Below are 21,380 nucleotides of genomic sequence, written 5' to 3'. Positions count from 1 at the left end.
ACGACGAGGAACACGCTATGAGCGAACCGAGCGAGTGGCTCATCTACCGTGGCATCGGCGAACCGCACGACGAGGTGCCGCGACTGCCGCCCCCGCCGCCCTGGCGCGACTTCACCGGAGGACGCGGCCCCGGCGGCGCGGACGGCGGCGACTCCGCCGACCGCCGGCTCGGCATCCCCGGGCGCGTCGCCGAGGAGCACCGGCCAGGCGCCGAGGAACTCGAGATGATCAACGCGGCGCTGTACCTGCGCCGCCCGCTGCTGGTCACCGGGGACCCGGGCGCCGGCAAGAGCACCCTGGCCCATTCCGTGGCCCGGGAGCTCGAGCTCGGCAAGGTGCTGCGCTGGCCCGTGGTCAGCCGCACCGCACTGCAGGACGGCCTCTACCACTACGACGCCATCGCCCGGCTCCAGGACGTGCAGATCGCCTCGCACGCGGCGGCGGGCGGTGCGCCCGCCGCCGACGCGGTGCAGAGCGTGGGCAGTTACATCCGGCTCGGGCCGCTCGGCACCGCGCTGCTGCCCTCGGACCGGCCGCGCGTCCTGCTCATCGACGAGCTGGACAAGAGCGACATCGACCTGCCGAACGACCTGCTGAACGTGCTGGAGGAGGGCGAGTTCGCCATCCCCGAGCTGGAACGGATCGCCGACCGCCTGCCCGACGGCGAGGCGGACGTCCTCGACCACGACGGGAACAAGGTGCGCGTCAAGGGCGGCCGGGTGCAGTGCCGGGCCTTCCCCTTCGTCGTGCTCACGAGCAACGGCGAGCGGGACTTCCCGGCCCCGCTGATGCGCCGCTGCATCCACCTGGAGCTGGGCCGCCCCGACCACAAGCGGCTCGCCTCCTTCGTCAAGGCCCACCTGGGCGAGGAGGCCGCCCGCGCCAGCGACGACCTCATCGCCCACTTCCTGGAACGCTCCCGCACCGAACTCCTCGCCACGGACCAGCTGCTGAACGCCATCTACCTCACGCACGCCGCGTCACCGGCCGGCCGCGACCGGCTGGCCGACCTGCTCATCCAGCGACTCGACCGGCCGAGGTGAGGATCTGATGCCCGGTTCGGCGGACGGGACTGGTGGGGCGTCCGGGCCCCCGGGCGTGCCCGGGTCCGGCGGAGTGCCCGGTGCCTCGGAGCCGTACGACGTCGGGTTGCTGCCCGAACTGGTCGCGCGGCTGCGCGGAGCCGGGCTCGACCCGGACGTCGAGCAGCTCTGCGACGCCCTCTGGTTGGCCCGGTGGACCCGCGGCGCCGACGCGGCCGACGAGGACCCGGACGCCGCGGGCCGCTCCGGCGCCCGGACCTCCGACGAGCGCACCGATCCCGCCGGTACCGCGAACCGGTCCCCCCGGGACGTACGCACTTCGGAGGCGGACCGGGAGGCCCGGCGCGAGGAGACCCGCCCGCCCGGCGACGGCGAGCGGATCTCCCTGCACCCCGTCCCCGGCCGCACCCGGACCGGCGACGGCACCCCGGCACCGGACGCCGACGCCACCCGGCCCGACGCCGACGCCCGCGCCACCGTGCTCCCCCTCGGCGTCCCGGCCGCCCCCGTCCTGCCCGCCCCCCTCGAACTCAGCCGCGCGCTGCGCCCGTTGCAGCGCTACCGGCCGGTCTCCGCCCCGCTGCGCCGCGTCCTGGACGAGACGGCGACCGCCGAACGCAGCGCCCGCGCGGGCGGCGTGATCATGCCGGTCTTCCGGGGGGTCCGGCGGGGCGACGCCGTCGTGCAGTGCGTGATGGACGCCTCCTCGTCGATGCTGGTGTGGGACCGGATGTTCGAGGAGCTCCAGCAGATATTCGCCCAGCTCGGCGCCTTCCGGGACGTACAGATGCGCTACCTGCACCCCGGGCCCGACGGCGGCTGCACGGTCAGCCGCAGCCCCGACCCCGCCGCCGCCCCGCTGCACTCGGCGGACCGGCTCAGCGACCCCACCGGCCGCCGGGTCACCGTCGTGGTCAGCGACTGCGCGGGCCCGCTCTGGCGCACCGGACACGCCCACCGGCTGCTGCACCAGCTCGCCCGGCTCGCCCCGGTCGCCGTGCTCCAGCCGCTCCCGCAGCGCATGTGGAACCGGACCAGGCTGCCGGTCACCTTCGGCTCGCTCACCCGGGGCGAGGGCCCGGCCGGCGCCACCCTGCTGAAGGTCACGGGCGACACCGGAACGGGCCCCGCCGCCCACCCCGGCGCCCTGGCCGTACCGGTCCTGCCCCCGATGGCGGACGCGCTCGCCGCCTGGGCGAGACTGCTCTCCGGCACCGGCGCGGCGTCCGTACCGGGCGCGGTCGGCTGGGTCAGGGCCGACCAGCCGGCGGCCCCCGCCCGCCGCCGGGGCGAGGCCCTGTCCTCGCTGCACCTGGTCAGCCGGTTCCGCTCGACGGCCTCCCCGGCCGCCGGACAGCTCGCCGTCTACCTCGCGGCGGCCCCCCTCTACCTGCCCGTCATGCAGCTCGTACAGCGCACGATGCTGCCCCACTCAGGCCCCTCCGAACTGGCCGAAGTCCTGCTGAGCGGACTCCTCAGGCGGACGGAGGGCGGCACCGGACGCGGCCAGTGGTACGCGTTCGAGCCCGACGTGCAGGAGGCGCTGCTCGGGCCGCTCGGCCGCGACGAGGCTCTGCTCGTACTCAAGCACTGTTCGCAGTACATAGAGCAGCGGTTCGGCAAGGGCGGGCCCAACTTCCCGGCCCTGGCCTACGCCCAGCTCGGCGACGGCACCCCACGCGACGCCGCCCGGCGCCCCGGCCCGGCCACCGCCTGGCCGGTCCCGGGCGCGCGCGGCGCGACCCCGGACGCCGACGGGGACACGGACGCGGAAGACGCCGACGACAGTGAGGAGAACGAGGGGAACGGGGGGAACGACGGACGCGGTGGTCCGCGCGTCCCCCACGCCTTTGCCGAAGTCGCAGCACGCGTACTGGAGCGATTCATGCCCGTACCCCCCAGATTCGTGACCCGGGAGCCCACGACCTCCCCCGATTCCCAGGCCGGCGGCCTCGCCGTGCGGCGCGCCCGTGAACTCGTACGGCACTTCGAGGCCGACAAGATGGTGCAGCGCCTGATCGACGCCGTGCAGCTGCTCAGGGGCGCCGCCGAGCACAGTCCGGCCCCGGCCGACGACACCGAACTCTGGGCGGAGTACGCGCGCTGCGTGCTGCGGCTGTGGGAGGTGCAGGGCGGCGCCGACCTCCTCGACGAGGCCGAACGCGCCGCCGAACGGGCCGCCGCCCGCCCCGGCGCCGTACGCGAACGCGCCGTCCTCGCCAAGGTCCTGCACGCGGCGGCCGACGACCGGCGCAGGCGCGGCGACCGGCGCGGCGCGCTGGAGCTGCTGCGGCGCGCCGACCGCGAGTACACCGCGGCCTGCGCGAGCCCCGGCCTGGAGCCCGGCGAAGCCCTGCGGCTCACCCTGGAACGGGTGCGGGCCCTGGAGGCGCAGTGGCGGCTCGACGGCGACACCGCGCTGCTGCAGAGCGCCTGCGGGATGCTGGAGGCCTTCGCCGACGCCTGGCCCGACCAGGAGAACCGCCCCGCTGTCCTGCCCCTCCAGCACGGCCGCACCCTGCTGAAACTGGCCCGCGCCACCCAGGACGGCGAACAGTCCCGCGAGTACGCCCGCCAGTCGGCCCGCTCGCTGCGCACCGCCTTCGCCCAGGGCGGCCGGCACACCCTGGGCACCGAGGTCCGCATCGTCCTCGACCTCGTCGACGCGCTGCTCGCCTCGGGCGCCGAACCGGAGGAGGCCGCCACCCTCACCGCCCAGGCCCTGGAGACCGTACGCGACCAGCGCCGGCGCGCCCAGCTCCAGACCAGGGCCGGCCGCGTCCGGGTCGCCCGCTACGAGCACACCGGCGATCCCGCCGAACTCCTCGCCGCCACCGAGTGGTTCGCCCGGGCGGCCCGCGGCATCCCCCGCGACTCCCGCGCCTACACCGACCTGCTCGCCGAGTGGGGCGCCACGCTGCTGCGCCGCGCCGAACTCCCGGACGGCCGCGAGCACATCGGCGCCGCGGTACGCGTGCTGCGCGACTGCCGCTCCGAGACGCCGGCCGGCGGCGCCCACCAGTCCGAGCGCCTGCTGATGCTGGGCCGCGCCCTGATGCTGCGCCACCGCGCCACGGCGGACCGGGTCGACCTGCGGGAGGCCGAGTACCTCTTCAAGCTGGCGGCCGAGGAGGCCACCGACCCGCTCACCGCCGCCCGCTGCTGGCTGGAGCTGGGCCGGGCCCTCCTCCAGGCCGCCGGCGTCCTCGGCCGTCCGGCCCGGCGCGACGAGGCGGCGGAGGCCTTCCGTTCGGCCGCCGACTCCGCGGGCGACGCGCAAACGGAGCTGGAGAGTCCACAACATCTCCGGGAAGCCGTGGAGTTGGCTGCTACAGCCAACCACTGGCGGGGTATGACGTACGAGAGGGCGGGCCGCCCCCGGGCCGCGCGGGACGCGTACCGGGCGGCCCGGCAGGAGTGGCGCAAACTGCCGGACGACGGCGGCGCGGCGGGCGAAGCGACCGCTGCGCGGCTGGCGGAGTTGGAGCGGTGAGTGCGGCGCGCTCGACGGCGAGCGGGTCCGCGCTCCGGCACGCACCTCCGGCAGGCGGGAACAGGGCAGGTCAGGGATGCGGGACCGACAGGACGCGCTCAACGGCGAGCGGGTCACCGGCCGGCCCGGTGCTGGGGTACGGGGAGGCGTGATGAGCGAGTCGACACGGAACGGCGGGGCGGGCGCGACGGGCGCGGGTGAGCTGCCGGACCTGCTGGGCCTGGACCTGGCGACCCTGCGGACGATGGACCACCCGGTGCTGGCGGAGGTGGTGGCGGATCTGCGGGGGCGGGCGGAGCAGCCGAAGGAGATGTTCTGGGGGTTCACCAACGCCTTCTGAACTTGAGATTTATCCTCGTCGGCTCGGATTCGAATGCGATACGAGGGTCCGCGGGGATCGGTGCCGGCAGAGCCGTGACATGAAGACGGCCGTCCCTGTTCTCGGAGTGACTAACTCCCGGAACCAGAACGGCCGTTGACATGAGTATTGCGGACTGCCTGTGCGCTGTCGAACCGGCAGGAGCACTGTCCCGCTTCCGCCGGGGCTACTACGCCTGCCTCTATCGGCGCGCGGACGCGCCCTTCGAGCTGACCGACGCCGTACTGTGCGCGGACGGGCCGGTGCGCTCGCTGGTGGAGCTGGCGCTTGAGCCGGAGTTCAGGCGCGGACACGGCGCCCTGTACGACGCGGTCAACACCGGATGGGTGGAGATCAGCCGCCTGCGCGCGTTGCTGGCGACCACCCCGGTGCCCAAGGACGGCGAGGGGCGCATCGTGCTGGCCGTGGACGTGACCTCCTGGCTGCGCCCAGACGCCGACACCAGCCCGGAGCGCAGGTTCTGCCACGTCAGCGGCTACGGGGCGAACACCGGACAGAACGTTCCGGGCCGGCCCTACTCCTTCGTCGCCGCCGTCGAGCCCGGCCGGACCTCCTGGACCACTGTCCTGGACGCGGTCCGTGTGAGGCCCGGTGACGATCTCACCGAGCTGACCGCCGACCAGATCCGTGAGGTCCACGCCCGGCTCACCCGGTCCGGACACCTCGACCAGGACGACCCTGAGCTTCTGGTCGTGCTCGACTCCGGCTACGACGCCACCCGTCTGGCCTGGCTCCTGGCTGACCTGCCCGTCGAGCTCGTGGCCCGTGTCCGATCCGACCGCGTCTACTACGACGACCCCGGTGAACCCGCCTACCGGCCCAAGGGCGGCCGCCCCGCCCGCCACGGCCGCCGCCTCACCCTCGCCGACCCCGCCACCTGGCGCGAGGCGGACCTGCGCACCCGTAACGACACCCGCCGCTACGGGGCGGCCACCGCGGCCGGCTGGGACCGCATGCACCAGCAGCTCCAGCGACGCGGCCCCTGGGCTGGACAGCACCCCGCGTCCGAGACCCGCAGCCGGCCGACCTGTGGACCTGGCTCGTCATCGCCGCCTACACCCAGCTGAGGCTGGCCCGCCCTCTCGCGGAGGATGCCCGGCGCCCCTGGGAACGGCCCAAGCCCGCCCGGAAGTTGTCGCCCACCCGAGTACGGCGCAGGTTTCGGCACATCCGGCCCGGCATGCCCAGCCCCGCCGAGGTGAGGAAACCCACCACACCGGGACCCGGCCGACCCACCGGTCGCCGCAACACGACCCGCGCTCCACGACCTGACGTGGGACAACACCACCGACACGGAGCGGACCATGACCGCACGGCCCTTTCGAATCCGAGCCGACGAGGATAAATCTCAAGCTAAGTCAGAAACGTGTCTGCGGGCTCCGTCGCGTCGTACATGTGCCCCCATCCGGCAGCGGCACTGTGGCTGCCCGCTGCCCTGGCGGCTCGCAGGTCCAAGAGCTTAGCCTCGCCGTTTCAGTTGGCGTGAGACCGGTTGCTGGCCGTGAACGCGAAAGTGCCTTCCGAGCTGGGACGATGAACCTTGTCGAGGGGTTCTGTCGGTCCGGGTGGAAGGCACTTTCTGCGTGCAGGGTATCGGTTCGCGTCTCAGGCTTCATGTCTCCGCCGACGGTTCGGGGGTGGTCAGTCATGCCGGGGCACGGCTACTGGCTGATCTCGCCGATGTCACCGGACTGACCAGCGCGTACTCCACCGCGCTCGGACCGCTTCGGCCACGAGGCACTGGTCATGACCCGGGCCGGATCGCCACCGACCTCGCGGTGATGGTGGCTGACGGCGGCGAGGCCATCACGGATCTGGCCGTGCTGCGCGACCAGCGCGAGGTGTTCGGCCCCATCGCCTCGACACCGACTGCCTGGCGGCTGCTGGCCGCCGTCGACGAACGCGTACTGGGCCGTCTGCGCTCGGCCCGCGCTCAGGCCCGGGAAGTGGCCTGGCTGCAGGCATCCGAGACCCGCGGCGGCATACCGGCGGCGAAAGCCGGTGGCCGGGAAGTGCCCGGACTGGTCCTGGACATCGACGCCACGCTGATCACCTGCCATTCAGAGAAAGAGGCGGCCGCACCCACCTACAAAGGCGGCTTCGGCTTCCTCCCCCTGCTGTGTTTCCTGGCCAACACCGGCGAGGGCATGTCCGGGCGCCTTCGGCCCGGGAACTCCGGAGCCAACACGGCCGCGGATCACATCGCGGTGCTGGACGACGCTCTCGCTCAGATCCCCGACGCCCACCGGTACGGCACCGGCATCCTCGTCCGCACCGACAGCGCCGGATCCGCAAAGTCCTTCCTCAGCCACATCCGAGACCTGCGAGCACGCGGAATCCGCACCTTCTTCTCGGTCGGACACGCCATCACCGAGCCGGTCCGCCGCGCGATCCGGGCCCTGCCCGAGCAGGTCTGGCACCCCGCCCTGGACCAGGACGGCACCCTGCGTGAGTCCGCCGAGGTCGCCGAACTGACCGGCATGGCCGACCTTGCCGGCTACCCGGCCGGCACCCGCATCATCGTCCGCCGCGAACGTCCCCACCCCGGAGCCCATCTCTCGCTCTTCGACCGGGACGAGGGCATGCGACACCAGGTGTTCCTCACCGACACTCCGTTCACCTCCGGCTCGGCCCAGTTCCTGGAGGTCCGCCACCGCGGACATGCCACCGTCGAGGACCACATCCGGTGCGGCAAGACCACCGGCTTCGGCCGCTTCCCCTCCCGCCTCTTCGGCGTCAACGCCGCCTGGCTCGAACTCAGCCTCGCGGCAATCGACCTCCTGGCCTGGACCCGCGTCCTCCTGCTGGACGGCGAACTCGCGACGGCCGAACCCAAGAAACTCCGCTACCGGATCCTGCACGTCGCCGCCAGGATCACCCGAGGCGGCCGCCGCCTCCGCCTCCGGATATCGGCGACCTGGCCCTGGCGACATGAACTCACGGCCGCATTCCACCGACTGGCCGCACTGCCCCGCCCCGCCGGCTGACCCGCCGCCCCGCCCACCTCGACTCAAGGACCTCGGAGAACCCGACCCCGCGCCGGGCCCTCACCATGCCCACCGGCCGACCCAGCCTCAAACACCATCGCTCGGCCGCCCAGCAACCCCAACTGAAACGGCGAGGTTAGGCATCGCCTGGGCCGAGCCGGAGTGGCAGGGGACGCGGGTCCAACAGCGAAGTGGAGAGCTGGTAGTTGCACTCCGCGGGGCCAGCCCCGGTCGTGGCGGCGAGGGCGGTGGTACCTGGGGAACTTTCCCGACACGTGCTGGCAGACGGTGCAGTCGATCACCGCCCTCGCAGTCATGATTGCGTTCCTGGGAGCAGAGAACGGGAGCGCAGCACTGGCCAGGCCGCGAAGGAGATCACGGCCATCACGCCGAAGTAAGCCCAGGTCCCGTCGCCGAGCAGTGCGCCACCGAGGATGGGGCCGGCGAAGAAGCCTAGGTATCGGATTTCCAGAGCCCCGAAGAAGGCCCCCTTCTCCGTGTCTGGCGCGATGCGGTGGGTGATGAGGTCGGCCATCGGCATGAGGATCGCCTCTCCAACCGTCCAGGCGAGTACACCGGCCAGCAGTACCCACAAACGGCCCTCGGATGCTCCCCAGCAGACGAAAGACACTGCAAAACCGATACAGCCGAATCCTGCCTGTGCGGGCATGGATGCGCGCCTTGCGAGCCATTCCGCCGGCCACTGGTAGACGAAGCCGAGGACAGCATGCACAGCGAAGACCACCGCGAACAGCGTGGGCGCATTATCTCCGGCCTCGCCCTCCAAATAGAGGGGGATCATGGACTCGAATTGGGCGAAGACCAGGGTTATCAGCACGGCTGCGACCAGCACCAGCCGGAACCGCCCGTCGCGCAATGACCGCGTCCACAGCCAGCGCTCCTTGCGAGGGGCCTCCGATCGGACATCCAGCGCCCTCAGCACACCTTGCCTGACATGCACAAGGACTAAACAGAGAGCAAATAGGACTGCGGAGACCCCGAACAGGGCTCGGTGGGACACGCTATAGGCGGCCGCGCCCAGCAGTGGGCCGAGTGCGGCGCCGACCGACAGGGTCATAAACCGCATGCGGAACACGAGTCCGCCACCCTCGCCCGCAGCGAGGCTCATGAGCTTCTTCAAGGACGGCCCGACCAGCATTAGTGCGCCGCCCAGGCACACGATCAGCGGCAACACCACGACCGGCGTGGTGACCACCGCAAGCGCCGCACCCAGCAGTGTGTAGGTGGCGAAGCCGACGCGCAGCAGGCTTCCTGCACCGGCCCGGTCGGTGATTACGCCTCCGGCGAGGGCGCCCACCGCGCCGACCAGGGCGATGGAGCCGGTGAACGCGCCGATCACGGCTAGCGGCAGTGAAGTGATGTCGGCAAGGTAAAGCGCGAGGAAGGGCATCATTGAAAAGAAGCCCACGGAGTTGACCAGGGAGCAGATCATAATGAGCCTCACGGTTCTGTCCGCGATGAGGTCTCTGAAGCCTGCTTGTTGGATCCGGGTGGTTTCTGCCATCAGGCGGCCTGCTCCGTCTCTGCCCGCATCTGAGCCCACAGCACCTTGCCTGCCTCAGTGAATGCCGCCGAGGGCTCGCTTTCAATTTCATCCAGGCCCTTCTTGAGCAGAGCGGCATTCTGCTGGGTCAGCTCGCGGTGGATTTCCAGGCCGGTGTGTGCGTGGGCTCGGCGGTGGAAGGCGGTGATACGGGCGAAGGCATGGACGGCCATGAGCATGCCCCACAGGGGCCGTGCGTCCTTGCGGACGGGAGAGTTGAACGTGGCTCCTTCGGCAACGGTCACCAGGGGGTCGAGTTCCAGAAGCAGCATCAGCCGCAGGTGGGAGGTCTCATGCAGGAGGTGCTCGGCTGTGTAGTGGACGGCGTCGAAGGGCCGAGCCGCCTCGGAAAGGAAGACTGCCCCCATAAAGATTGCTTCAGTGAAGGACGAATGGAATTCGGATGCGTAAGGGACACACATGCGGGTGTAGGTGCGGATCTCGGACGCGAGTTGGGGCCAGACGTCTTGTATGAGGGCGAACGCCTGGGAGATGTAGGCGATGTCTTCCTGGCTGACGTCCCGCACGGTGAGGTCGGAGCGGGGATACCCGGGCTCCGGTTCGTGCGAGTTCATTGATGCGAAGTGGCGGGGGATCCACGGGTCGGTGTTGTCGATCTCGATGTCGGTGCCGGCGATGATCGGGCGCTGCACGCGCAGCACGTTCCCCAGACGGGGCTCCCCCTCGCCGAAGATGTAGGAGGCAGGGACCACCGCGGAGCCGTTGCGGATGGCGCCGTCGCCGCCATCGCCGATCGTCAGCCGGTCCACGGCGGTATCGAAGACCAGATGACGCCGCTCACCGGGGAAGCGTACTTCGGTGACCAGCCCGGGAAGAACCAGTTCGGTGCCTGCGGTGTTCGATCCGGGGCCGATGACGTAAGGCAGTACGACGAATCGTGCGAAGTGCCGGGACCAGGTGCGGACGAAGTCGGCGTCCTTGCTCTGAGTCGCGCGCATCAAGTAGAACCACAGGTAAGGGAAGAACGGGTGGGAAACGATGCGAATGGCTTGGCTGTCATCCAGAGCCGAGAATCGTTCCTCCCACAGCGCCAGTTCAGTTTGAGTCTGCTCTCCCCCGAGCTGCCCGAGCCGCTTGAACACCCTCGGAACGGAGGCGCGGATCTTCGCCACGTAGGCATCCAGGACGGGATCGTCGTCCTGAGCGAGTGCCAGCTCGCCACCGAGGAAGTGGGTGCTGCTCATGATGGTGTTCCTTTCGTAGGGTGTGGCGAGGGGGAGGTGTCTGAGAGGCCGCGCCTGCGAAGGAAGGGCTCGATGCACGGTCGCTCGGTACCTGTGAGTTCGCGAAACATGGCCATCGCGTCGCGGGATCCACCAGCGGCAAGCATCCTGCGGAACAGCTCGCCACCTTTGCGGGTGAGTCCGCCCCGCTCCTCCAGCGCCTCGACGAGATTTGCGGTGATGATCTCCGACCACAGGTAGGCGTAGTAGCCGGCGCCGTATGGGCCGTGGAAGACGTGGTCGAAGTAGCCGGACCGGTAGCGGGGCGGAATCTCGGACAGTGTGTCCAGGCCCCAGCGGGCGGCACCCTGCGCTTCGATCCGGGCGGCATCACAGCCGGCTAGTTCACCCTCAGGCAAGGTATGCCACGCCCAGTCAACCACGGCTGCTCCCAGTATTTCCAGGAGCATGTGCACGCCACCTGTGTGGCACTGCTCCCGCAGGTGCTTGCGCCAACTCTGCGGGAGCGCCTCGCCCGTGTGGTGGTGCCGGGCGTAGTGCTCAAGGAGCAGGTCGTGGAAGGCCCAGGATTCGTGGACCTGCGCAGGCGCTTCCGAAAAGTCGCGTGGTACTCCTGGAGCCGAATGCGTCGGGTATTGGACGTTGGAGAGCAGGGCGTGCAGGGCGTGGCCGAATTCGTGGAAGATGGTTATGACTTCGGATGCCTCCAGCAAACAGGGACGTCCTGGCCCAGGCAGCGCGATGTTGAAGGTGTTCACCACGACCGGCTGGGTCTCAGTGGCGTGTGCTTGGGCGCGGAGTAGGCCTGTCCACGCGCCGCCTCTTTTGCCCGGCCGGATGTGAGCATCTATCAGGTAGAGGCCGACCGGGTTGGCGTTCTCGTCTACGACGTCGAAGACGCGGGCACCCGGATGGTGTGCTGTGATGTCGTGCCGCTCTGTGAATTCTAGCCCGTACAGGATGCGGGCGCTGCGAAAAATGCCGCTGACGATAACGGAATCTAGCTCGAAATAATCGCGGAAGTCAGGCCCTGTTCGCTCGGAACTTTCTCCGGACTTCGCTGCCGCGTAGTGAGCCCAATCCCACGCCTGGACCTGGTGTCCGGCTGTGGTTTCCAGAGCTTGCCGCTCTGCGTATGCCGCGCGTAGGAGTGGCCCGGTCAGGTGCTGGAACATGGCCTCCACAGCATCTGGAGTACCCGTCGTCTGTTCCTCTGTCGCCCACGCAGCGAATGTCGGATAGCCCAGGATTCGGGCTTGGCGCGCTCGTAGTAGCGCGATTCGCCCCGCCCGCTTCTCATTGTCCGTACCTCGACTGAGCGAGGTCTCCAACAGCAGCCTGCGGGTATCGCGATCTCGGAGGTAGACGAGTGCTGGCTGGCTGGTGGCCGATGCGAGCGGCAGCACGTGCCAGGACGGAGGTTTCCCTCGACGGGACGCCTCTTCGGCCGCGGCCGTCAGCTTGTCGTCCGGGAGGCCCCGCAGGGCGACGTGGCCTTGTACCGCCAGGGCGTGGGCGTGCGTGGCCCGAACCAGTTCCTGCCGGTAGTCGGCGCACTCACGGGAGAGTTCTCGGTTCACTGCGCCCAGTTCCCGGGCAGCGTCGGTGGGCAGCGTGGCCCCAACCCGTCGGGCTCTCCGCCACCAGAACTCGGTGAGTGCGCGAGCCTGAGGGGCAGCGATCCGATGACGCTGGGCGTAGACGACGTCGATGCGAGAAATCAGCTGCTGGTTACGGATAATCCGCCCTTCGTGGCGGGAGAGCAAGACCACGATGTCCTTTTCCAGCCCGGTCAGCTCGGGACAACCCTCGGCGGAAATCTGAAGAGAGAACGCATTGTGGATGTACTGGACACGGGCGCCGGAGAGTTCGACTGCTTCGATCGTGTTGGTGAAACTGGGAGGCTCCGCACTGCCAGCGATAGCAGTGACGCGGCTCTCGCGCTCAGCGATGGCCTGCTTCAGTGCCGGCACATAGTGCTCAGGGCGGATCTCCGCGAATGGATGGATCCCGTACTCGCCGGACTCCTGCAGGAGCGGGTTCCAGCTCAACGGGCTTCCTGCATGCGTGCGGCCAGTTCGTCCACTGCCCACTTCTTCAGCGCGGCGAGCGAGTCAGCGGCGCATACGTCCCGCAGCACAATGAGCGGGGACAGGGCCCGCCGGTCAAGCGTGGCCGAAGCCACCAGCGCTCCGTAGGCATGTTCAGTCTGATCGAGGCGTATGGAACAGCGAGCGGCCTGGCAGTGGGCGTATGAGGCATATGGTGCACCGAGGCTCGCCGCGGTGCGGTAGGCGTCGCGGGCCTCAGCGACGCGGTTCTCACCCATGAGGAAGTCGGCTAGGCGCACGTGCACCTTGGAGTCGCCCGGGTCCCACTCGGTCAGGCGCCGGTAGAACTGCTCGGCGCCCTCGATGTCCCCGCGAGCCCGTGCGGAGCGTCCGGAGGTCTCTAGCACGGGGTGGACGTTCTCCAGCGCCAGCAGCCGGCTATCGGCGTCTGCAGCCCCCACGGCTTCCATGGCGTACTTCTCAGCGAGTTCCAACTGTCTCTGCACCTCGGCGTGGTTTCCCTCGAAGAACGGGATGAACGCAACACCGCGCCAGTAGATCGAGATATGCAGAGGCCCGATCTCCTCCTCCCCAGCTCGGGCAGCTACCTCATCGGCCGCCTTGAGCCAGTGGCGCATGTCAGCCAGTGCCTGCCCCCTCTCGCCCTTCGCGCACAGCACGATCATGTGCGCGGCGGCCCCGTACCGCACGGCTGGGTCGAAGTCCTGGCTCCAGGCGATAGCCTCCATCACCTTGCGCGCCTGCATGAACGCCACTGCCGCGCTCTTAGCGTCCGGAGCGAGCTGTGCCTCGGCGTTGTGCCGGAAGTAGGCCATGCGGAGGGCGTCAAGGCTGGAACCGCCTCCGCCGGCGGGTACAAGGTCCGCGATGGTCCTCCAGAAACCAAGCTTGGCCAGCGCAGTCACCAGGCGGGATCGGTCGGCCGTGGAGATGTCGGCCCAATTGTCGGCCATCTCGCATGTCTGCTGCCAGGGAGACGACCTCATGACCTGGGGAAGGTCACGGGGGTCGTCCGGGTTGGGCTGCTTGGGCTGCTCGGTCTTCAGGGCTTCGCGCAACAGTCCGAGAGAGGCGATCTGGTAAACGGGAATGGGCAGGCCCTCCGCCAAACGCCGACCGACATCGGCGGTGCATTGGGCGTGCAGGGGCCCTTCAGGGGTCTCCAGATCGAAGTAGGCGGTGAGAAGTTCACGCGAGCGTGGCATCGACTCAGGAGCGAAGGCGTCCTGCGGTGGCTCCTCCATCGGCCTGTCAAAGTGTTGGATGGGCCCCTTGGTGCGCAGGAACTTTTCCACCGGCAACTCCTCCACCTCTCGCTGTAGACAAGGAAGCGTGATGGCCACCAAGAGGGAAATATCCTCTTGGTGGCCATCAGCGGGCCCGCCCGCTATGGGCTAGTGGGCGACGTCATCTGATCGAAGATCAGACGGACGGAGCGAAGTAGGCCACGCCCGAGACCGTGAGACCGAACTCCTCGGCCAGCTCGTCGTCGACCTCGACCTCAACCTCGGTGATCTGCTCGGCGTCCATCTCTGAACCTCCTGAAACGAGAAGTACCTCCGGGGATCCGGAAGTGCCCCGAACATATGCAGCGATCTTCACCGTCGCAAGTGACCGAAAATAAGTAGGAGTTGACGGAAGGTTTGGCCTCGGACGGGGGCGTGAAGAGGGGTGCTGTCTCGGTTTGATCGCGTCCTCTATGTTGCGATTCGGTAACGAGCCACCTTGCCGCGAGTCAGGTGGCTCCCGGTAGGGCATCAATGTCCACCCTCCATCCAAACGCCAGGAGCAGGGGTCAATGCACGCCACGCATCGCGACGGGTGAGCCGAAGGCAAGAAAGTGATGCTCGACACACCTGCTCTGTCTCCACGTCCTGCCCCGGAATCCCCAGCGGCCCGGCGAAACCGCTATTGACCTCGTGGGCGTGGGTGTCGTCGGCCGAGTCCGGTGCTGGTCGGGCATTCGTCGATTGTGTCGCTGAGGTACTGAATCTGGCGGCGGCCGTGTCGCAGTCGGCGTATCAGGTGGGCACCGGGCCAGCCGCGGTGTGTTTCGCCCGGCCGTCGCCGATCTCCTGCCCGACCACGCCGCCACCGAGCTGGAACCCGCCGAGCGCGCCGTGCTCGACCAGGGCGTGACCGTACGCGCGGCCAGGGCTACACCCTGCGCGTCACCGCCGTCCCCGCCGTGCACCCAGGGCTCCTCGCCCGCTGCCAGCCCCTTCGGCACCGCTTCGGCGTCACCGGTTCGGGTAATCGGCACCCTCTGGAGCCCGGTCTCACCTTGAGATTTATCCTCGTCGGCTCGGATTCGAATGCGATACGAGGGTCCGCGGGGATCGGTGCCGGCAGAGCCGTGACATGAAGACGGCCGTCCCTGTTCTCGGAGTGACTAACTCCCGGAACCAGAACGGCCGTTGACATGAGTATTGCGGACTGCCTGTGCGCTGTCGAACCGGCAGGAGCACTGTCCCGCTTCCGCCGGGGCTACTACGCCTGCCTCTATCGGCGCGCGGACGCGCCCTTCGAGCTGACCGACGCCGTACTGTGCGCGGACGGGCCGGTGCGCTCGCTGGTGGAGCTGGCGCTTGAGCCGGAGTTCAGGCGCGGACACGGCGCCCTGTACGACGCGGTCAACACCGGATGGGTGGAGATCAGCCGCCTGCGCGCGTTGCTGGCGACCACCCCGGTGCCCAAGGACGGCGAGGGGCGCATCGTGCTGGCCGTGGACGTGACCTCCTGGCTGCGCCCAGACGCCGACACCAGCCCGGAGCGCAGGTTCTGCCACGTCAGCGGCTACGGGGCGAACACCGGACAGAACGTTCCGGGCCGGCCCTACTCCTTCGTCGCCGCCGTCGAGCCCGGCCGGACCTCCTGGACCACTGTCCTGGACGCGGTCCGTGTGAGGCCCGGTGACGATCTCACCGAGCTGACCGCCGACCAGATCCGTGAGGTCCACGCCCGGCTCACCCGGTCCGGACACCTCGACCAGGACGACCCTGAGCTTCTGGTCGTGCTCGACTCCGGCTACGACGCCACCCGTCTGGCCTGGCTCCTGGCTGACCTGCCCGTCGAGCTCGTGGCCCGTGTCCGATCCGACCGCGTCTACTACGACGACCCCGGTGAACCCGCCTACCGGCCCAAGGGCGGCCGCCCCGCCCGCCACGGCCGCCGCCTCACCCTCGCCGACCCCGCCACCTGGCGCGAGGCGGACCTGCGCACCCGTAACGACACCCGCCGCTACGGGGCGGCCACCGCGGCCGGCTGGGACCGCATGCACCAGCAGCTCCAGCGACGCGGCCCCTGGGCTGGACAGCACCCCGCGTCCGAGACCCCGCAGCCGGCCGACCGGTGGACCTGGCTCGTCATCGCCGCCTACACCCAGCTGAGGCTGGCCCGCCCTCTCGCGGAGGATGCCCGGCGCCCCTGGGAACGGCCCAAGCCCGCCCGGAAGTTGTCGCCCACCCGAGTACGGCGCAGGTTTCGGCACATCCGGCCCGGCATGCCCAGCCCCGCCGAGGTGAGGAAACCCACCACACCGGGACCCGGCCGACCCACCGGTCGCCGCAACACGACCCGCGCTCCACGACCTGACGTGGGACAACACCACCGACACGGAGCGGACCATGACCGCACGGCCCTTTCGAATCCGAGCCGACGAGGATAAATCTCAAGCTGAACCGGGCGGCTCCGCCGATGCCCGCCACGGGCGCAACGGGACGGCACCGCACCATCGGCCGGTCCACCGCATGGTTTCGGCCGGGGGTGTGCCCGATCAGGACATCATGGCCCGGGACGGGCCTGCGCCCGCCGTACCCCGGGGACACTCACCCCGGGCCGGCGGCGGGGGCTCCCCCGGCCGGCGTACCGCACGGGGGTGCTCGATTGGCTGGACGGACGACGCCTGGGGAGGAGAGCGCTGCGGGGACCGCGCCGCGGAGAGATTCCCGTGCGCGCAGCCGCGTGAGCCCGGTGCCACCGGTCCCCTTCGGTCAGTTCATCGTGAAGGTGCACGGCCGCTGCAACCTGGCCTGCCGGTACTGCTACCTGTACGAGGGCCCCGACCGCACCTGGCGCGACCGCCCGGCCGCCGCGTCGCCCGCCGTCCTCGACCGCACCGCCGGCCGGATCGCCGAGCACGTCGCCACCCACCGGCTCGGCAGCATCGCCCTCGTCCTGCACGGCGGCGAGCCCCTGCTCGCCGGACCCGGCCGGCTGGCGGCCCTCGCCGACGCGGTGCGTGAACGGGTACCGGCGGGCTGCGCGGTCCACACCACCGTGCAGACCAACGCCACGCTACTCACCGACCCCGCCGTCGCCACCCTCGCCCGGCACGGCATCCGCGTCGGCATCAGCCTCGACGGCGGCCTCGCCGCCCACAACACCCTGCGCACCGACCACGCGGGCCGCCCCTCCTGGCCCGCCGCCTCGCGCGGCGCCCGGCTCCTGGCCGACCACCACCCCGACGCCTACGCGGGCATCCTCACCGTCGTCGACCCGCGCACCGACCCGGTGGAGATGTACGAATCACTGCTCGCCCTGCGCCCTCCGGCCCTGGACCTCCTGCTGCCGCACGGCAACTGGTCGAGACCGCCTCCCGGACTGCCCGACCTTGCGGACACGGTCATGGGTCCTCGATCAGGCCGCGCCACTCCGTACGGCGACTGGCTGTGCGCCGTCTTCGACCGCTGGTGGCGGGCCCCGCGGCGGGAGACCCGCATCCGGCTGTTCGAGGAGTGCGTCGCGCTGCTCCTCGGACTGCCCGCCGCCACCGAGTCCCTCGGCCTCGACCCGCTCAACGCGGTCGTGATCGAGACGGACGGCTCCATCGAACAGGTCGACTCCCTCAAGTCCGCGTACGACGGCGCGGCCGCCACCGGCCTCGACGTCTTCCACCACACCTTCGACGAGGCGCTGCGCCACCCCGGCGTCGCCGCCCGCCAGGCGGGAGCCGGCGCGCTCGCCGCCGCCTGCCGCGCCTGCCCGCTGCTGACCGTGTGCGGTGGCGGCCACTACGCACACCGCTATCGCGCAGACAACGGCTTCCACAACCCCTCCGTCTACTGCGCCGACCTCGAACGGCTGATCCGCCACATCGCGGACCGGCTCGCCGAAGCAACCGCTGGAGACCCCCCATGAGCACTGCCGTCCCCGACCACGTCCTGCGCGAACTCGGCCGCACCGAGGGCGACGCCGACTCTCTGGGCCTGCTCGTCCGCGACCAGGACACCCGCCGCCTCGTCCTCCTGCGGGCCGTGCTCGACGCGGCGGAGGCCGCCCCTGCGACGGTGTGCCCACCCGCGCTGCTGGACCGGCTGCGGGAGGACTGGGCCCTCCTCGAAACCGCCGAGCGCGCGGACCGGTCCGCCGTGCGCACCGTCCTGTTCCACCCCCTGGCCGGCCCCTGGGCGCAACGCCTGCTGGGCGGTCTCACCACCGACATCCCCGCCGGCCCGGACCTCCGCGCCGACCTGGCCCACCTGACGGCCCTGGCGGTTGCGGCGGCGGTGCGGGCGGGGGTGGGGTTCGATGTCCGGCTGGGCCCCCGTGGCAGGCTTCTGCCGCTGCCCACCCTGGGAGCTGTCCGCGTGGACACCGGACCGGTCGAACTGGCCTTCCTCGCAGGGGAGCTGACGGTACGGCCTGCCGGTGGCCCGGCCCTGACCGTCCGCGCCCAGCAGGACGGGACCACGAGCTCGGCGGACCCACGCTGGCTGCCCGTAGCCATGCTGCCCGCGGTATTGCCCGGGGCGAGTCCCGTAGCCCTGGACGACTTGGACCCGTACCGGACACTCGGCAGCGGGCTCGAGGAGCACGGGCTGAGCGGTGACACCCAGATCGACGACTGGGAGCGCAAGGCATGGATCGAGTCCTGGTCCGGAGTGGAACGGCTACTGCGCATGGGCGGCGAGCACCGCCTTGCCGAGGCTTCCGTCCTGCTGCGCTGCATGGTTCCCCTCGGCCCGCCGCCCGGCTCCGGACCCACCGGCCGGAGCGCGGCACACTGCAGCGGTACCAGGCGCGAGGCATTCGGCGCCGTCCTCAGCAGCAAGCCCGCGACCTCGGCCTACTTCGCCTCGACCCTCGTCCACGAACTGCAGCACACCAAACTCGCCGCACTCGCCACCATGGTGCCGCTTCACCGGGAAGGGGCGGCCGAGCGGTACTTCGCCCCTTGGCGCGCCGATCCCCGGCCCTTCGACGGCCTGCTTCAGGGCGCCTACTCGCATGTGGCGCTCGCGGACTTCTGGCAGCGGTTCGCACTGCACACACACCGGTCCGCCCACCGCGACCTGGCCTGGGCCGAGCACGCCCGCTGCCGGGAACAGGTCGGCGCCGTACTGCCCGTGCTGGCCGGCTCGGCGGCGCTGACCCCCGAAGGCCGGACGCTGGTCAACGAGATGATCTCGGTCTACCACCGTCTGGACGATTCTCCGCCTCCCCCGGGGCACCTCGCGCGTGCTCAGGCGTACGTGAGTACCGCCAAGGTGATATGGCAGCAGAGGAACGGCTCGCGAAGGCAGTGAACATCGCCCGGATTCCAGTCGGAGCACCCACGCTCCGGGGTATGTTGAAAAGGCTCGTATCGAGGCAGGGAGACGGCTGAATGCCCGGAACGCGTAAGCCAGTTGGAGTAGCCGGGGCGAACACCGTCACGATCAGTTTCGCCGGTTTCAACCGCGCCTGGGCGGCGTGGATCGCGGACCGTCTGGAGCGGCGTGGTGTGGAGGTCGTCCAGCAGCGGTGGGACCCCCCGGTCTCGATCCCGCTGGAGGAGTCGCTGCGGGACCTGAGGCTCGCACGGGGACGCGTTCTGGTGGTCCTCAGCGACTGGTACTTCCAGCTCGGACCCCGCAGCCACGACGAGTGGAACCGGGCACTGCGCTCCGAAGTCGCCCCCGACCCGGACCGGTTCGCGGCCGTGTGCGTCACCACGTCGGCGCTGCCCGGAGCCACCTCCGCCTTCGGCGCGGCCGACCTCACCAACGTCGGCGCCGAGGAGGCGGAGCGACGGCTCCTCGTACGGCTGGGGCTGCCCACCGACCCGCTGCCCGACGGCACTCCCTCGGGCCCGCGGTTCCCGTCCGACACCCCGCAGGTGTGGGGCGGGGTGCCGCGCCGCAACATCCGGTTCACCGGGCGCGAGCAGTTGCTCACCGACGCCTACCGGGCGCTCCAGGAATCCGGACCGGGCGCCGGGGTCGTGACCCTGCACGGTATGTCCGGCGTCGGCAAGACCCAGCTGGCCGCGGAGTACGTCTACCGCTTCGGCTCCGAGTACGACGTGGTGTGGTGGGTGCCCGCCGACCGGCGTGCGCTCTACCGGCAGAAGCTCGCCGAACTCGCCCCGGAACTCGGCCTGTCCACCGGCCCCGAGTACGGTGAACGGCTCCGTGCGGTCCGCGACTCGCTGCGCCGGGGCGACCCGCACGCCCACTGGCTGCTGATCCTGGACGGCGCCGACGAACCCGACCAGATCTGGGACCTGGTGCCCACCGGACCGGGGCACGTCCTCATCACCTCCCGCAACCCGGAGTGGAGCGAGCACAACAGCAACCTCGTCGAGGTGCCCGTCTACCGGCGCGACGAGTCCGTGGCCTTCATCCGCCGCCGCGCCCCGCGCCTGGCCCCTGCCGAGGCCGACCAGCTCGCCGAGGCCCTTGAAGACCTGCCGCTGCTCCTCGACCAGACCGCCGGCTGGCTCAACGACTCGGACCTGTCGGTGGAGGAGTACATCGAACTCCTCGAAGGCGGCATCGACCAGGACGTCGTCAAGGTCTCCGCCGACTTCCCCCTCGCCTTCCAGACCGCCTGGTCGATACTGCTGAACAAGCTCAGGGACACCGTCCCCGAGTCCGTCGACCTGCTGCGCCTGTGCAGCTTCTTCGCACCCGGCTCCATCCCCGTGAGGCTCCTGAAGGACATGCCGCCCGGGGACCTGCCGGAACAGGTCTCCGGGCTGATGAGCGACCCCCTGCTGTGGAACAAGGCGATCAACCAGCTCCGTCAGTACTCCGTGGTCCGGCTGGAATCCCACGAGTCGGTCGTCGAGGCCGCTTCCTCCGGGGAGTCCATCTACATGCACCGCATGGTCCACCAGATCGTGGGCCACGACATGTCGGAGGAGAACCGGCAGGAGTTCATCGACGTCGTCCGGCGCGCCCTCGCGGCGGCGGACCCCGGCCGGCCCACCGACACCCGCCTGTGGCCCGCGTACGCCGAGATCACTCCGCACCTCAAATGGGCCGACGTACTGAAGAGCACCGATCCGGCGGTGCAGACGCTGGTCCTCAACTGCCTGCGCTACATGTACCTGTCGGGGGAGTACCGGGCCGGCATCAAGCTGGGCGAACGCGCCATGTCCGCCTGGCGGGAGCTGTTCGGCGAGAACCACGCCAGAGTCTGGGACCTCAGCTACCACTACGCCAACCTGCTCAGGTCCGTCGGTGACTACGCGGCCACCGAGGTCATCGAACGCGCGGCGGTGGAGCATCTGCGTGCCGAACGCGGGACCCACGACCTCGAACACCTGCGTGCCGCCACCGGACTGGCCGCCGACCTGCGTGGCCTCGGGCGGTACGACGAGGCGCTGGAGATCTCCGGCCGGGTACTGGCCGGCTACCAGGAACTGCTGGG

General features: G+C 70.3%; 13 protein-coding genes. 9 read left to right on the top strand and 4 right to left on the bottom strand.

The genetic code is table 11. The features are described 5' to 3' along the window. Nucleotides 1–17 precede the first annotated feature (17 nt). The 5 genes from ABZ564_RS20035 to ABZ564_RS20015 all read left to right on the top strand — a co-directional run bounded on the left by ABZ564_RS20035 (nucleotide 18) and on the right by ABZ564_RS20015 (nucleotide 7,902). The gene (locus ABZ564_RS20035; RefSeq protein ID WP_360857935.1) at nucleotides 18–1,043 is read left to right on the top strand and encodes a MoxR family ATPase; all 1,026 of its coding nucleotides are present in this window, start codon (nucleotides 18–20) and stop codon (nucleotides 1,041–1,043) included. A 7-nt stretch (nucleotides 1,044–1,050) separates the two neighbouring features. Beyond that, nucleotides 1,051–4,536 carry an SAV_2336 N-terminal domain-related protein gene (locus ABZ564_RS20030; RefSeq protein ID WP_360857933.1) on the top strand — a complete coding sequence of 1,162 codons (3,486 nt, stop codon included), beginning with the start codon at nucleotides 1,051–1,053 and terminating at the stop codon, nucleotides 4,534–4,536. A gap of 151 nt (nucleotides 4,537–4,687) precedes the next feature. Beyond that, nucleotides 4,688–4,876 (top strand): FxSxx-COOH cyclophane-containing RiPP peptide, encoded by a 189-nt coding sequence (gene fxsA / locus ABZ564_RS20025; protein WP_360857930.1) that lies wholly within the window; start codon nucleotides 4,688–4,690, stop codon nucleotides 4,874–4,876. A 140-nt stretch (nucleotides 4,877–5,016) separates the two neighbouring features. Further along, on the top strand, nucleotides 5,017–5,982 hold the full coding sequence (locus tag ABZ564_RS20020) for a transposase (RefSeq protein ID WP_360857927.1): 966 nt from the start codon (nucleotides 5,017–5,019) through the stop codon (nucleotides 5,980–5,982). Nucleotides 5,983–6,498: 516 nt separating this feature from the next. After that, complete coding sequence (locus ABZ564_RS20015) at nucleotides 6,499–7,902, top strand: IS1380 family transposase (RefSeq protein ID WP_360857924.1); 1,404 nt, start codon at nucleotides 6,499–6,501, stop codon at nucleotides 7,900–7,902. A 313-nt stretch (nucleotides 7,903–8,215) separates the two neighbouring features. On the opposite strand, the gene ABZ564_RS20010 is transcribed toward ABZ564_RS20015, so the two are convergent. The 4 genes from ABZ564_RS20010 to ABZ564_RS19995 are packed head-to-tail and all read right to left on the bottom strand — an operon-like array spanning nucleotide 8,216 to nucleotide 14,038. After that, nucleotides 8,216–9,427 (bottom strand): MFS transporter, encoded by a 1,212-nt coding sequence (locus ABZ564_RS20010; RefSeq protein WP_360857921.1) that lies wholly within the window; start codon nucleotides 9,425–9,427, stop codon nucleotides 8,216–8,218. Next, nucleotides 9,427–10,671, bottom strand: coding sequence for an HEXXH motif-containing putative peptide modification protein (locus ABZ564_RS20005; RefSeq protein ID WP_360857918.1), 1,245 nt, complete (start codon nucleotides 10,669–10,671; stop codon nucleotides 9,427–9,429). Before ABZ564_RS20005 ends, ABZ564_RS20010 begins: the two co-directional genes overlap by 1 nt. Then, a complete protein-coding gene (locus ABZ564_RS20000) occupies nucleotides 10,668–12,722 on the bottom strand; it encodes a M3 family metallopeptidase (RefSeq protein ID WP_360857915.1) in 2,055 nt (684 codons plus the stop codon). The genes ABZ564_RS20005 and ABZ564_RS20000 overlap by 4 nt, the downstream gene beginning before the upstream one ends. Further along, entirely contained in the window at nucleotides 12,719–14,038 is a 1,320-nt protein-coding gene (locus ABZ564_RS19995) for a tetratricopeptide repeat protein (RefSeq protein WP_360857912.1), read from the bottom strand. Before ABZ564_RS19995 ends, ABZ564_RS20000 begins: the two co-directional genes overlap by 4 nt. Nucleotides 14,039–15,165: 1,127 nt before the next feature. Here ABZ564_RS19995 and ABZ564_RS19990 point away from each other — a divergent pair. From ABZ564_RS19990 to fxsT, 4 genes are all read left to right on the top strand, one after another. Beyond that, complete coding sequence (locus tag ABZ564_RS19990; RefSeq protein ID WP_360857910.1) at nucleotides 15,166–16,410, top strand: transposase; 1,245 nt, start codon at nucleotides 15,166–15,168, stop codon at nucleotides 16,408–16,410. A 305-nt stretch (nucleotides 16,411–16,715) separates the two neighbouring features. Further along, nucleotides 16,716–17,882 carry an FxsB family cyclophane-forming radical SAM/SPASM peptide maturase gene (locus ABZ564_RS19985; protein WP_360858080.1) on the top strand — a complete coding sequence of 389 codons (1,167 nt, stop codon included), beginning with the start codon at nucleotides 16,716–16,718 and terminating at the stop codon, nucleotides 17,880–17,882. Continuing rightward, nucleotides 17,879–19,270 carry an HEXXH motif-containing putative peptide modification protein gene (locus ABZ564_RS19980; RefSeq protein WP_360857907.1) on the top strand — a complete coding sequence of 464 codons (1,392 nt, stop codon included), beginning with the start codon at nucleotides 17,879–17,881 and terminating at the stop codon, nucleotides 19,268–19,270. The genes ABZ564_RS19985 and ABZ564_RS19980 overlap by 4 nt, the downstream gene beginning before the upstream one ends. An 80-nt stretch (nucleotides 19,271–19,350) precedes the next feature. After that, nucleotides 19,351–21,380: FxSxx-COOH system tetratricopeptide repeat protein (gene fxsT, locus ABZ564_RS19975; RefSeq protein WP_360857904.1), on the top strand; the 2,030-nt coding region annotated here is incomplete at its 3' end.

Origin of the sequence: Streptomyces sp. NPDC019224 (assembly GCF_040632605.1) — a bacterium.
Classification (GTDB): Bacteria; Actinomycetota; Actinomycetes; order Streptomycetales; family Streptomycetaceae; genus Streptomyces.
The sequence above is the reverse complement of the archived record's forward strand: the minus strand, read 5'-3'. Positions and strand labels throughout refer to the sequence as shown.